A 13,306-nucleotide genomic window follows, 5' to 3' on the forward strand; every position below is an offset into this window, starting at 1 on the left:
CAGTCGCCATGCACACCGCCTCTCCGCACACCGCGCGACTGATCAACGACCGGATGGCGTACGAGGTGCTGCTGTCCCACGGCCCGCTGTCCCGGGCGGAGCTGCAGCAGCGCACGGGCCTGTCCAGGGCGACGGTCGCCGAGCTGGTCGACCGCATGGTGGAGTCGGGCCTGATCTCCCAGGCCGGTCAGGCGCAGACCCGCAGGCGCGGCCCCAACGCGCTGCTCTACGGCGTGGTCGCCGACCGGGCGCACGTGGCGGGCGTGGAGGTGCGCCCCGACCGCATCCTCGTCTCGGTCAACGACGTCACCGGACACCAGCTCGGCACCGCCGAGCTGCCCCAGGACCCGGCCGCCGAGCCCGACAGGCTCGTCTACGACGCCATCACGGCGGCGCTGGCCGACGCCCGGATCGGCGGCCTCGACGGCGTCGTCATCGGCACGCTCGGCGTGGTGGACCCGGTCAGCGGCGACGTCGCCTACATCCAGGCGCTGCCCACCTGGCACTCCAATCTGCTGCCCGGCCTGCGTGCCCGGCTCGGCGTGCCCGTCCTGGTGGAGAACGAGGTCAACCTGGTCGGCCTGGCCGAGCACCGGCTGGGCGCGGCCCGCGGGCACGACACGTTCGCGCTGCTGTCGCTCGGAGAGGGGCTGGGCGGGGCGGTGATCCTGGACGGCCGCCTGCACCGGGGCAGGTCCGGCGGGGCGGGCGAGCTCGCCTACGCCCCGACCGGCGTCGGCGGCGGCAGGCTGAACCAGCTCGTCGACGGGCCTGCCGTCCGTGCGCTGGCCGCGCGGCACGGGCTGCCCGCCGGCGACGCGGTCGAGGCCGTGCGGCAGGCCGCCCCGCGGTTCCTGGACGAGCTGGCCGAGCGGGTCACGGTCGCCGCCCAGGGCGTCTGCGCCGTCCTCGACCCCGGCTTCGTGGTGCTGGCCGGCGAGATCGGCCGGGCGGGCGGGCCCGCGCTGGCCGCCCGGGTCGAGGAGCGGCTCCGGGAGGCCACCCCGCTGCCCACCCAGGTCGCCGCCGGCACCGTGGAGGGCGACCCGGTGCTGCGCGGCGCCGTGGTCATCGCCCTGGAGCGGCTGCACCGGCAGACGTTCGGCCTGACGACCTGACGAGCGGGCTGACCAGGCATGTTCGATGCCTGGCGCCCGATTCGCGACAGTGAGCGGTACATGCGCGGCGTTGCTTGAAGATGCTTGAATTTGCGGCCAATCGCTTGACATTGCTCAAAATGGTGGAACACCATTGCGCCCACTGTCGACGAAAGGTCCTGTGAGATGAGGAGCCGCACCGAGGGCGCCGGCCTGATGCAGCGAACGGCCGACCTGTGGCATCGCACCGTCCCCTGGCGCTGGCTCACCCCGAGCACGGTCCTCATCGCGTGCGTCGTCCTCTTCCCGGCCCTCTACATGGTCTACATGTCCTTCCTGGACATCAGCCGGATCGGGCTGGTCAGGGGCTTCGCCGGGTTCGACAACTACGCCAGGCTCCTGGCCGAGGACGCGCTCGGCACCGTCGTCGGCAACACGCTGCTGTGGCTGGTCATCGTCGTCGGCCTGACCGTGCTGCTCTCGCTCGGGCTGGCGCAGTTCCTGTCCAAGGAGTTCTTCGGCCGCAGGTTCGTCCGGCTCGCGCTGCTGGTGCCCTGGGCGACCTCGCTGGTGATGACCGCGACCGTGTGGCGCTTCATCTACGAGGGCGGCAACGGGCTGCTCAACCGGCTGCTCATGGACCTGTCGATCATCTCCGCCCCGGTCGACTGGTACAAGGACCCCGCCACCGCCCTCTACTCCGTCATGGCGGTCGGCATCATCACCTCGATGCCGTTCACCACGTACGTGCTGCTGTCGGGACTGCAGACGGTGCCGCACGACGTGCTGGAGGCCGCGAAGATCGACGGGGCCGGGGCGTGGGCGACCTGGCGCCGGGTGACGCTGCCGATCCTGCGGCCCTCGCTGATGATCGCGCTGATCCTCAACATGCTGCACGTCTTCAACGCGTTCACCGTGATCTGGGTGATCATGGGCAAGACGTCGGGCAACCACGCCGACACCACCGTCACCTGGCTGTACAAGATCGCGTTCACCGCCCAGCTCGACTCCGGCGAGGCGGCGGCGCTCGGCGTGCTCAACGTCGTCTTCCTGCTGCTGCTCATCCTGCTCTTCGTGCTGGTGCTGCGGCCCCACCGCAACCCCGCGACGACCGAGGAGCGCTCCACGAAGGTCGCAGCTCCGTCCACAGCTGCGTCCACTGGGGCGGCCGTCGCCGTGGCGCGTCCCGTGCGGATCAGGCGGAGCAGTCCCGCGCTGGTCCGGGCGGGCCGGGCCTGGCGGCGCGTGCGGCCCGTCGTCCTGCCGGTCGTGGGGTTCGCCGTGGCGCTGTTCTTCCTCGCGCCCTACGCCGCGATGCTGTCGGGCTCGCTCAAGACCGACGCCGAGCTGTTCGCCGTCCCCGCCGACTACCTGCCCGGGACCTGGGCCTGGTCCAACTACGCCGACGTGTGGAACAAGATCCCGCTGGCCGACTACTTCCGCGTCAGCCTGACCGTCGCACTCGTCTCCACCGCGCTCGTGCTCGTGGTCGCCGCGCCGGCCGCGTACGTGCTGGCACGCTCCAGGTTCCGGGGGCGTACGGCGTTCCTCGGCGTGATCCTCGTGACGCAGATGTTCCCCGCGGTCGCGCTGCTCATCGGCCTCTACCAGCAGGCGCTGTTCGTCGACGGGATCAACAGCTACGGCGTGATCATCGCCATCAACTCCGCCTTCAACCTGGCCTTCGCCGTGTGGATCCTGCACGCGCACTTCAGCTCGATCCCCGTGGAGATCGACGAGGCGGCGATGATGGACGGCCTCGGCCGGTTCCGGATCATGGTGCGGATGATCCTCCCGCTGGCCGCCCCCGGCCTCGTCACCGTGATGATCTTCACGTTCATCCAGGTGTGGAACGAGTTCGTCATCGCGCTGACCCTCTTCAACGACCCGGCCACCGGCCGCGTGCCGCTCACCGTCGGCGTCCAGCAGTTCATCGGCCTGTACGAGACCAACTATCAGTACCTGTTCGCCGCGGCCCTCATGGCGATCGTGCCCGCGGTGATCCTCTTCGCGCTCATCGAGAAGCATCTGGTGAGCGGCCTGACCGCAGGCAGCACCAAGTGACTAGAGAAGGACTGGCGTGACATGACCAGAAGAAGATCACGACTTGGCGCCCTGGCCGCGCTGGCCGGCCTCGTCCTCACGACGGCGGCGTGCGGCGGCGGCTCGGGCGGTGGCGGCGGCGACCAGCAGTCGATCAAACTGGTCGTCGCGCAGTACACCGAGGGCACCCGGCCCTACTGGGACGAGCTGATCAAGTCCTTCGAGACCGCGCACCCCGGCAAGAACGTCGACCTCCAGGTCATCGACTGGGGCAACCTGCAGAGCCAGGTCAACACCATGGTGCAGACCAAGCAGTTCCCCGACGTGCTCAACATCAACGTCTTCGCCGACTACGCCGAGGCCGGGCTGCTCTACCGCGCCGACGAGGTCGTCTCCAAGGAGGTGCTGTCGGACTTCCTGCCGTCCTTCGCCGAGAACGCCTCCTACGACGGCGCCCAGTACGGACTGCCGTTCGTCGCCACCGTCAACGGCATGTACTACAACAAGAAGATCCTCAAGGAGGCCGGCTACGACAAGCCCCCGGCCACCTGGGACGAGTTCCGCGCCGCCGCGAAGGCGATCAAGGCGCTGCCCGGCGGCTACGTGCCCTACGCGCTGGCGCTCGGCGCCGAGGCCGGCGACTACGAGCTCGGCACCTGGGTGCGCGCCAACGGCGGCGACTGGCGCACCGACGGCAAGTGGACCGTCAACGGCGAGCGCAGCGTCGAGGCGCTGCAGTTCCTCAAGTCGCTCGCGCAGGAGGGCTACACCCAGCCGAACCCCGGCCAGACCAACCGGCCCGACGGCACCTGGCCGCTGTTCGCCCAGGGCAAGGTCGGCATGGTCTACGCCTCCTTCGGCACCCGCGCCTTCCTGGAGCAGGTCGACCAGGCGAAGATCGACTACGGCGCCACCACGCACCCCACCAACCACGGCGCCGAGCCCGCCACGCACGGCATCCAGGACTATCTGATGGCCTTCAAGAAGGACGGCAACCAGCAGCTCGTCCGCGAGTTCCTCGACTACTTCTACCAGGTCGACAACTACACCAAGTATCTGAAGGTCGAGGGCCTGCTGCCGACCACCGCCTCCGCCACCGAGGCCATGCGGAAGGACCCCAAGGTCAGCCCCTACGTCGACATGGTGGCCAAGGCCCGCTTCGACCCGACGTCGCAGCCGGTCTGGGCCGAGCTGCGCGGCACCATGGCGGCCGACCTGGGCAACGCCCTCGCCCCCACCGGCGACCCCCGCGCGACCCTCGACAAGCTGCAGAAGATCGCCGAAGGCTCCTAGGTGGCGCTGCCGAGCCCCGGCGGCGTGAACGGCGCCAGCGCCGCCACCGGCTCGGGAGCCTCACGCTCCGCGCAGGCCGACTGCTGGACCCGGGTGATCCGCCGTACGGTGGCCGCGCACAGCAGCGCGGCCAGCGCGGCGCAGGCGAGCTGCGGGACGCCGAGGCCGGTCAGGTCGCCCTCGGCGGCGTCCAGCGGCAGCACGATCGTGATCAGGGCCAGCGCCGTCAGCCAGCTCAGCCACCAGCCCGACACGAGCGCCAGCCAGCGCCACCGCTCGCCCTCGGGCGGGCGGGCGCCCTGCCACACCTCGTGCACCAGCATCGCCGGGGCCAGCAGGTTGACGCCGGGGATCAGCCACGCGGCGGCCACCGGCCCGGTCGTCGCCGCCGGGTCGTTGACCTGCCGGGCGCGCACCAGCCAGGTGACGTAGGCGGCCCCGGCCGCCACGGTCGCGCCCGTGGCCAGCATCATCAGCACCGCGAACGCCGTCACCGCCCCGACCACGGCCTCGGCGTCGGCCCCCTGCGGGCGGCCCCCGTACGCGGCGAGCTGGGCGGCGAGGCTGCGCCCGCGCACCTGCTCGAAGACGACCAGAGCGCTCAAGGAGACGACCTGCGCGGCAAGCGTGAGGTAGACGGCATTGGCCGCTTTGACGGGCGGTGCCTGGGCAAAGCGCACGATGTTCTCCCCCCGGGCCATGCGCTGAGGTTCTGCCTTCACTTCTATCCCGCGGGCACCTCGGTTAATCAGCTCACGACCCCCGATTCCCACGCCCAAGCCGCGATTTCCACCCGGTTCCGAGCGCCGAGTTTGGCGAAGATGCTGCCCAGATGCGTCTTGACCGTCGACAGCGACACGAACAGCTCGGCGGCCACCTCCTGGTTGGTCCGCCCCCGCGCGATCAGCCGCACCACGTCGAGCTCCCGGTCGGTCAGCGGCTCGGGCAGCGGCGCGGCCCGGCGCTGCGGCTGCGCCAGATGCCGCAGCAGCCGCACGGTCACCGACGGCGACACCAGCGACTCCCCGCTCGCCGCCGCCCTGACCGCCTCCACCAGCAGCGTCGGCCCGCTGTCCTTCAGCAGGAACCCGGTCGCCCCCGCCCGCAGCGCCCCGTACACGTACTCGTCCAGGTCGAACGTGGTGACGATGACCACCCGCAGCGGGCTCTCCACCCCCGGGCCGGCCAGCGCCCGGGTCGCCTCCAGCCCGTCGAGCCTCGGCATCCGGATGTCGAGCAGGCACACGTCCGGCCTGAGCCGCCTGGCCTCCGCGACCGCGTCGGCGCCGTCGGCCACCGCGGCGACGACCTCCATGTCCGGTTGGGCGTCCAGGATCATCTGGAAGCCGGTGCGCACGAGCTGCTGGTCGTCGGCGATGAGTACCCGAATAGTCACGGCCCAACTCTAGGATCAGCCGTTCGGCCGAGGCGCAACCGGTCACAAGGCCGATCCGCCGCACCCCGCCCCGGCGGGAGGCTTGCCCGCATGAACGACGTGCTTGCAGGATTGGCTCTGACCAAGAGGTTCGGGCAGACAGTCGCCCTCGGTGGCGTGGACATCACCGTACGGGCCGCCGAAGCGGTGGCGATCATGGGGCCGAGCGGCTCCGGCAAGTCCACCCTGCTCCACTGCCTGGCCGGGATCATGAAGCCGGACGACGGCGAGGTGCACCTGCTCGGGCAGCGCATCGACGCCATGGGCGAGCGCGAGCGCAGCGCCCTGCGCCGCACCCGGTTCGGGTTCGTGTTCCAGTTCGGCCAGCTCCTGCCGGAGCTGCCCGCCGAGGAGAACGTCGCGCTCCCGCTCATGCTCGGCGGCGTCGCCAGGGCAAAGGCCGTCCGCCAGGCACGCGAGTGGTTCGGGCCCCTCGGGCTCCAGGGCATGGAGACGCGGCGGCCCGGCGAGCTGTCCGGCGGCCAGGCCCAGCGCGTGGCGATCGCCCGCGCCCTCGTCACCAAGCCCGCCGTCGTGTTCGCCGACGAGCCCACCGGCGCGCTCGACCAGAGCACCGGCCACGACACGATGCGCCTGCTCGTCGAGGCGACCCGCGCCAACGGGGCCTCCCTGATCGTCGTCACCCACGACCCCAACGTGGCCGCCTGGTGCGACCGCACCGTCGAGGTCCGCGACGGCAAGCTCCTCGCAGGCGGGGTCCCGGCGTGAACCTCGAACTCACCTGGCGGCTGCTCAAAGGCGGCGGCCGCCGCGGCCTGCTCGGCACCTGGCTCACCCTCGGCGCCGTGGCGGTCTCCACGGCGCTGCTGCTGTTCGCCGTCACCGCCAACTTCGCCTTCGAGGACAGGGGCGAGCGCGGCGCCTGGCGCAACCCGGTCCCCGCCGCCCAGGGGCAGCGGGCCGTCGCCGTCGAAGGCACCCGGCTCGACTACGTACGCGACCGGCAGATCGTCATCGTCGACCTCGCCGCCCTCGGCAGCTCCCTGCCCGTCCCGCCCGGCATGCCGCGCTTCCCCGCGCCCGGCGAGGCGTACTTCTCGCCCGCGCTCGCCGCCCTGGCCAAGCAACTGCCCGCCGCGCAGCTCGCCGGGCGCTTCCCCGCCATGACCGGCGTGCTCGGCGAGGAAGCCCTCGTCCACCCCGAAGAGCTGGTCGCCGTCGTCGGCCAGCGCCCCGACGCGCCCGTCATGACCGCGCCACGCGGCGCCGACGACGCCCCCGTACGCGTCGCCGACCTCGCCGGGGAGCCGTCCATGGACTCCCAGGGCTACCGCATCCTCGCGCTCATCGGCAGCGTGCTCATGGCGGTGCCGCTGCTCGTCTTCGGCGGGGCCGCCGCCCGGCTCACCGTCGCCAGACGCGACCAGCGGCTCGCCGCCCTCCGGCTCGTCGGCGCGACCCCCGGCCAGGTCGTCGGCATGACCGTCGCCGAAGCCGTCATCGTCGCGTTCGCCGGCGTGCTCACCGGCACCGTCGCCTACGCCCTCGCCCTGCCGCTGCTGACCCGCATCCGCATGAGCGGCGGCCCCTGGTTCGCCGCAGACCTGTGGCCCGACCCGCCCGTGCTCGCCGCCACCGTCGTCGCCGTGCCCCTGCTGGTCGGCCTGTCCGCCGTCGCCGGGCTGCGCCGCGTCGTGGTCAGCCCGCTCGGCGTCGCCAAACGCGAGACGCCGCCCGCCATGCGCTTCCTGCGCGTCCTCGTCCTGCTCGCCGCGCTCGCCGCGTTCCCTCTGATGGGGCGCGACACCGGCATCGCGATCATCGTGGCGGCGATCGGGCTCGCGTTCCTGTCCGTCAACCTGGTCGGGCCGTGGGTCGTCGCCCTCATCGGCCGCATCACCGCCCGCGGCGCCCGCGGGCCCGCCCGGCTGCTGGCCGGACGGCGGCTCGTCGACGACCCCCGCTCGGCCTGGCGCACCGTCAGCGGCGTCGCGCTCACCGGGTTCGTCGCCGGGTTCCTCGCCCTGCTCAGCCCCGGCGTGCTCACCAGCGACGCCGTCCCAGGCCAGCTCCGCGTCCTCGTCCCCGAAGGCTCGTCCGCCACCGTCGCCGAACACGCCCGCGACCGGCTCCGCGAAGCCGGCGTCACCGCCACCGTCAAGCAGTCCGACGACGTCGTCGCCGTCACCGTGGCCAACCGCGACGACCCCGCCACCCTCGACCGCGGCCGCACCGCGCTCGCCGGCCTCGTCCCCGGCCGCACCGCCACCACCGGGGCCGACGACGACCACACCGGCGCCCAGCTCCTCGCCGACATCGGCGTCGGCACCGTCGTCGTGCTGTCGGTGTCCTTCCTCGTCGCCATCGCCAGCGCCGGCATCACCGCCGCCTCCTCCATCCTGGACCGGCGGCAGACGTACGGGCTGCTCAGGCTCGCGGGCACCCCCCTCACCGTGCTCGACCGGGCCCGGCGGGCCGAGACGCTCATCCCGCTCACCGTCATGGGCGGCGGCTCCATCCTGGTCGGGGCCTTCTGCGCCACGCCGTTCATGTTCGGCGCGCCGAACGCCAATGGGCTGATCATGCTGCTGGTGTGCGTCGGGCTCGGCTTCGCCGGCGTCCTCGCCGCCGGCGCCCTCAGCCGCCCCCTCCTCCGCGCGGTCACCACCGACCCCGCCCCCCGCCCCGACTGACCTTCACGGGACGTCGGACCGGGGTTGCCCCCCGCTCGGCTGCGCGCGGGGCGGGGCCGCTCCACCACCGCCCGGGTCTGCGGAGAAGGGCCCCGGGCCGCCGAGCGCCGCGGCCGCCCACCCTGGCCGGGCTGCCGAACGGGCGGGCGGCTCCTCCGTCACCTCGGCCTTCGGCCTTCGGGGGTGGCCCGCGCCCCGGCTGCGCCCACCCGGTCGGCCCCGGGGTGGCGGACCGGCCGCTTGGGCCGCTCGGCGCCGCGAGGTCGCCGCCGGCTCCGTAAGGGGTCGTTCCGTAAGCACCCGCCCAACCACCAGCCCCGTCGGTCACGCCCAGTCCCATCCGGGAAGGGGGTGCCGTCGGGGGCGTTCCCTTCGCCGGGCCGGGGTGGTGGGTGGGTGCGCTGTGGGCGAATCTGGGTGGGTTTGGGGTGGGTGGGGTGTTTGGATGGCGGAATGGAGATCTTGGTACTGGGCGGGACCGCCTGGGTGGGGCGGGAGCTGTCGCGGCAGGCGATCGAACGCGGGCACCGGGTGACGTGCCTGGCGCGCGGCGAGAGCGGGCAGGTGGCCGACGGGGCGACGCTGGTGGCCGCCGACCGGCGTGACCCCGCGGCGTACGAGCGGCTGGCCGGGCGTGACTGGGACGCGGTGGTCGAGGTGTCGTGGCAGCCGGGCTTCGTGCGCGGGGCGCTGGACGCGCTGGCCGGGCGGGCGCGGCACTGGACGTACGTCTCCTCCGTCAACGCGTACGCCTCCCACGCCACCCCGGGCGCGGACGAGTCGGCGGAGCTGCTCGCGCCCACCGACCGGGACGAGGTGGACCGTGAGCTCTACGGCGAGGCGAAGGTCGCCTGCGAGCAGGCGTCGGCGTCGGCGGCCGGGGACCGGCTGCTGGTCGCCCGCGCGGGGCTCATCGGCGGGCCGGGCGACCACAGCGGGCGCTCCGGCTACTGGGTGGCGCGGGCGGCCCGCGACCCGCTCGGCCCGATGCTGGTCCCGGACGAACCGGACAGCCCGACGCAGGCCGTGGATGTGCGTGACCTGAGCGCGTGGCTGCTGGACTCGGCCGAGAAGGGCGGCACGGGCACGTTCGACGCCGTGGGGCCGACGGTGCCGTTCGGGGAGTGGATCGAGCTGGCCCGTACGGTCGGCGGCCACACCGGTCCGGTCGTCACCGCGAGCTCCGACTGGCTGGTGGCCAACGGCGTGGGCCAGTACATGGGGCCTGAGTCGCTGCCGATGTGGCTGCCGGAGCCGGGCTGGGAGGGCTGGTCGGCCCGCACCGGGGCGGCCGCGCGCGCCGCCGGGCTCAGCCACCGGCCGCGCGCCGAGCTGCTGGCCGACACCCTGCGCTGGGAGCGCGAGCAGGGCCTCGACCGCGAGCGCCGAGCCGGTCTCAGCGCTGCCCGCGAACAGGAACTCCTGGCCGCCCTCGGCTGACGTCCCTTCCGGACCGGCGCCTTATGGGTGGGCGCCTGCCGTAGGACGGCGCCTCCCGGGGTCGGCCTGCGGCAGGCGGGCGGGTCTCCGTGCCGGGAGGGCTCGGGTTGGCGGGGTCAGCTCAGGACGAGGTCGCGGGTGAGGCGGAGGGAGGGCTCGTCGCGGGGGCCCATGACCAGCAGGGTCGTGACGGGGGACTTGTGCCAGGGTTCCAGGCGTTCCTTGATGCGGCCCGGCGGCCCGACCAGGGAGATGCCGTCGGCGAGTTCGTCGGGGATGGCGCGGAACGCCTCGTCCTTGCGCCCGGCGAGGTAGAGCGCCTGGATGCGCTCGGCGGCCTCGGCGTAGCCCATGCGGCCGATGATGTCGGCGTGGAAGTTGCGCTGTTTGGCGCCCATGCCGCCGATGTAGAGGGTGAGCATCATCTTGACCCCGTCCAGGGCGGACCGGACGTCGTCGGAGATGACGACCATGACCATGGCGGCGATGTCGAAGCCCGGGTCGCGGCCGGCGAGGGCCGGGCCGTACATCTCCTCGATCTTGCCGGGCAGGGCGAACAGCGGGAGCCAGCCCTGGCCGAGTTCGGCGGCCAGGGCGACGTTCTTGGGGCCTTCGGCGCCCAGGTAGACGGGGATGTCGGGGCGCAGCGGGTGGGTGATGGGCTTGAGCGGTTTGCCGAGGCCGCCCGGCAGGGGGAGCGGGTAGTGGGGGCCGCCGGAGGTGACCGGGTGCTCGCGGCGCCACACCTGGCGCATGATGTCGACGTACTCGCGGGTCCTGGCCAGCGGCTTGGCGAACGGCTGGCCGTACCAGCCCTCGACGACCTGGGGGCCGGAGGCGCCGATGCCGAGCAGCAGGCGTCCGCCGGTGAGGTGGTCGAGCGTCATCGCGGTCATGGCGGTGGTGACCGGCGGCCGGGCTGACATCTGGGCGATCGAGGTGCCCAGTTTGATGCGCGTGGTGCGCGCGCCGTACCAGGCCAGCGGGGTGAACACGTCGCTGCCGTACGCCTCGGCGGTCCACACCGAGTCGTAGCCGAGCCGCTCGGCGGCGAGCACCGAGTCGGTCGCGTCGTCGGCGTGGCGTTGCCAGTAGCCGAGGTTCAGGCCGAGCTTCATGAGGCGCCTCCCGAATCAAGTTCCATTTACGGGTGGCGCGGGGGCGGGTGTCAATGCGGGATCATCCGGGGACGAGTGCTTTCGTGCTCAAGGGTCTGCGGCATGTGGTGTGCGTCCTGCTCCTCCTGGTGCCTGGAGCCGAGCCGGTGGTCGTTTCCGGCGGGTCGCGGCCGAACATCGTGTTCGTCATGGCGGACGATCTCGAAGCGGGAAATCTGACGCAGTTTCCCAATATTTCGCGCCATATCGTGCAGCAGGGCGCGTCGTTCGACCGGTTCTTCGTGACGAACTCCTGGTGCTGCCCGTCACGCGCCTCGATCCTCAGATCCCAGTACGTCCACAGCCACGGCGTCTGGACGAACACGCCACCCGAGGGCGGATTCGAGCGCTTTCACGAGCTCGGCCGGGAACGCTCCACCATCGGCACCTGGATGCGCGATGCCGGATATCGCACCGCGCTCATGGGCAAGTACCTCAACCACTACCCGGACAAGGCGGCCCCCGACGACTACGTGCCGCCGGGCTGGGACGAATGGCATGTCCCGGTGCGCAACCTGTACGACGAGTACGGCTACCGGCTCAACGCCAACGGCGACCTGGCCGAGTACGGCTGGGGCGAGCAGGACTACCTCGCCGACGTGCTGGCCGACAAGGCGCGCGACTTCATCACCGGCTCCCGGGGGCCGTTCTTCCTGTTCCTCAACCCCATCGCGCCGCACCTGCCGGCCAACCCGGCGCTGCGCCACACCGACGCCTTCGCCTGGGCCAGGGCGCCCCGGCCGCCGTCGTTCAACCAGGAGGACGTGAGCCGCGAACCCCTCTGGCTGCGCTCCCGGCCGCCGCTGGACGAACGCGAGCTCGCCGCCGTCGACCGGCGCCACCGCAACCGGATGCGCGCCATGCTCGGCGTCGACGACCTCGTCGGCGCCGTGGTCGCCGCCCTGGAGGAGAGCGGCAAACTGGACAACACGTACCTGTTCTTCGGCTCCGACAACGGCTTCCACCAGGGCACGCACCGGCTCGCGCAGGGCAAGACCACGCCGTTCGACGAGGCCATCAGGGTGCCGCTGGCCGTACGCGGGCCCGGGGTGCGCCCCGGGACGACGATCAGCGAGCTGGGCGCGACCGTGGACCTGGCGCCGACGTTCGCCGAGCTCGGCGGGGCCGAGGTGCCGCCGTTCGCCGAGGGGCGCTCGCTGGCGCCGCTGCTGCGCGGCGAGCGGCCCGCCACGCGGCGCAGGAACGTGCTGGTCGAGTTCGCCCGCCCGGCCAAGCGGTCCTCGGCCGCGCAGACCCCGGTGCCGCCCTACCAGGCGTTGCGCACCGAACGCCACACGTACGTCAGATATGCGACGGGGGAGGAGCAGCTGTACGACCTGCGGACGGACCCGTACCAGCTCCACAACCTGGCCGCGGACGCCGACCCGAGGCTGGTGGCGCGTCTGCGCGCCCGGCTCGACGGGATGCGCGCGTGCTCCGGGGCGTCGTGCCGGGTGGCCGACTCACGCGGCTGAGCACGGAGCCGGCGCGGGCAGCCGGCCCGCCCGGTAGGCGCTCGGCGGCACCCCCATCACTGCGCGGAACTCGGCGGTCATGTGCGACTGGTCGTAGTAGCCCGCGTCGGCGGCCAGCGCCGCGGCCGGCCGGCGGCACACCTCGCCCAGCACCCGACGTACCCGGTCGATCCTGGCGAACCGCTTGGGCGCCACCCCGACGCCCGCCGTGAACACGTCACGCAGATGCCGCTCGCTCACCCCCAGCTCGCCCGCCACCGCCCGCACGCCGGCCCGAGGCAGCAGCCTCGCCGCCGCGTCCACCAGGTGCGCGCGGTCGAGGTCGGCGCGCGGCTGCCCGGCCAGCCGTTCCAGGAACGCCGCCTCGATCCGCTCCCGAGCCCGCCGCTCCCAGCCGTCGCCGCCCGCCTGCCCGGCCAGCTCGTCCGCCAGCCGGTCGGCCCGTACGCCCCACAGCTCCCGCAGCGGCACGACCCGGTCGGCGAGCTCGTCCAGCGCCACCCCGAGCAGCGGCCGGGCCCGCCCCGGCCGCAGCCGTACCGTCACGCAGTGCGGCACCAGCTTGGGCTCCAGGTACGAGGCCCGGGTGCGGGGCCCGAGCGCGTACAGCTCGCCCGCGCCGTCGGTGCCCGTGCGGAAGGCCACCGTGGCCGCCGTGTCGGGCTCGCGGACGTGGAAGGAGAGGTGAGCGGAGGCGGCGTCCTTCATATGC

11 protein-coding genes are annotated in these 13,306 nt (G+C 73.0%); 7 read left to right on the forward strand and 4 right to left on the reverse strand.

The annotated features are described in order from the left end of the window. The first annotated feature begins 8 nt into the window (after window positions 1-8). The 3 genes from ACBI99_RS35670 (at window position 9) to ACBI99_RS35680 (ending at window position 4,433) form a co-directional block, all read left to right on the forward strand. Window positions 9-1,118, forward strand: coding sequence for an ROK family transcriptional regulator (locus tag ACBI99_RS35670; RefSeq protein ID WP_375074479.1), 1,110 nt, complete (start codon window positions 9-11; stop codon window positions 1,116-1,118). Window positions 1,119-1,283: 165 nt separating this feature from the next. Further along, complete coding sequence (locus ACBI99_RS35675; RefSeq protein WP_375074480.1) at window positions 1,284-3,161, forward strand: ABC transporter permease subunit; 1,878 nt, start codon at window positions 1,284-1,286, stop codon at window positions 3,159-3,161. Window positions 3,162-3,182: 21 nt separating this feature from the next. Continuing rightward, window positions 3,183-4,433 (forward strand): extracellular solute-binding protein, encoded by a 1,251-nt coding sequence (locus ACBI99_RS35680; RefSeq protein ID WP_219503830.1) that lies wholly within the window; start codon window positions 3,183-3,185, stop codon window positions 4,431-4,433. Here the strand turns inward: ACBI99_RS35680 and ACBI99_RS35685 are convergent. Together ACBI99_RS35685 and ACBI99_RS35690 are read right to left on the reverse strand one after the other, a co-directional pair. Then, window positions 4,430-5,113, reverse strand: coding sequence for a DUF4328 domain-containing protein (locus ACBI99_RS35685; protein ID WP_357590099.1), 684 nt, complete (start codon window positions 5,111-5,113; stop codon window positions 4,430-4,432). The two genes, ACBI99_RS35680 and ACBI99_RS35685, sit on opposite strands and share 4 nt — an antisense overlap. A 68-nt stretch (window positions 5,114-5,181) precedes the next feature. Next, window positions 5,182-5,829: a response regulator transcription factor gene (locus tag ACBI99_RS35690; protein WP_219503836.1), complete on the reverse strand. Its 648-nt coding sequence runs from the start codon at window positions 5,827-5,829 to the stop codon at window positions 5,182-5,184. Window positions 5,830-5,919: 90 nt separating this feature from the next. Here ACBI99_RS35690 and ACBI99_RS35695 point away from each other — a divergent pair, with 90 nt between their 5' ends. The 3 genes from ACBI99_RS35695 (at window position 5,920) to ACBI99_RS35705 (ending at window position 9,962) form a co-directional block, all read left to right on the forward strand. After that, on the forward strand, window positions 5,920-6,597 hold the full coding sequence (locus ACBI99_RS35695) for an ABC transporter ATP-binding protein (protein WP_375074481.1): 678 nt from the start codon (window positions 5,920-5,922) through the stop codon (window positions 6,595-6,597). Continuing rightward, window positions 6,594-8,522 carry an FtsX-like permease family protein gene (locus ACBI99_RS35700; protein WP_375074482.1) on the forward strand — a complete coding sequence of 643 codons (1,929 nt, stop codon included), beginning with the start codon at window positions 6,594-6,596 and terminating at the stop codon, window positions 8,520-8,522. The genes ACBI99_RS35695 and ACBI99_RS35700 overlap by 4 nt, the downstream gene beginning before the upstream one ends. Window positions 8,523-8,975: 453 nt before the next feature. Further along, window positions 8,976-9,962 carry an NAD-dependent epimerase/dehydratase family protein gene (locus tag ACBI99_RS35705; protein WP_375074483.1) on the forward strand — a complete coding sequence of 329 codons (987 nt, stop codon included), beginning with the start codon at window positions 8,976-8,978 and terminating at the stop codon, window positions 9,960-9,962. Between the two features lie 116 nt (window positions 9,963-10,078). Here ACBI99_RS35705 and ACBI99_RS35710 read toward each other — a convergent pair whose 3' ends face one another. Then, the gene (locus ACBI99_RS35710; RefSeq protein WP_219503852.1) at window positions 10,079-11,080 is read right to left on the reverse strand and encodes an LLM class F420-dependent oxidoreductase; all 1,002 of its coding nucleotides are present in this window, start codon (window positions 11,078-11,080) and stop codon (window positions 10,079-10,081) included. Window positions 11,081-11,163: 83 nt separating this feature from the next. On the opposite strand from ACBI99_RS35710, the gene ACBI99_RS35715 reads away from it, so the two are divergent. Further along, complete coding sequence (locus ACBI99_RS35715; RefSeq protein WP_375074484.1) at window positions 11,164-12,594, forward strand: sulfatase; 1,431 nt, start codon at window positions 11,164-11,166, stop codon at window positions 12,592-12,594. On the opposite strand, the gene ACBI99_RS35720 is transcribed toward ACBI99_RS35715, so the two are convergent. Then, a complete protein-coding gene (locus ACBI99_RS35720; RefSeq protein WP_219503859.1) occupies window positions 12,583-13,302 on the reverse strand; it encodes an AraC family transcriptional regulator in 720 nt (239 codons plus the stop codon). The genes ACBI99_RS35715 and ACBI99_RS35720 overlap by 12 nt on opposite strands. Window positions 13,303-13,306 lie beyond the last annotated feature (4 nt).

Source organism: Nonomuraea sp. ATR24 (assembly GCF_041950485.1).
GTDB lineage: Bacteria > Actinomycetota > Actinomycetes > Streptosporangiales > Streptosporangiaceae > Nonomuraea > Nonomuraea ceibae.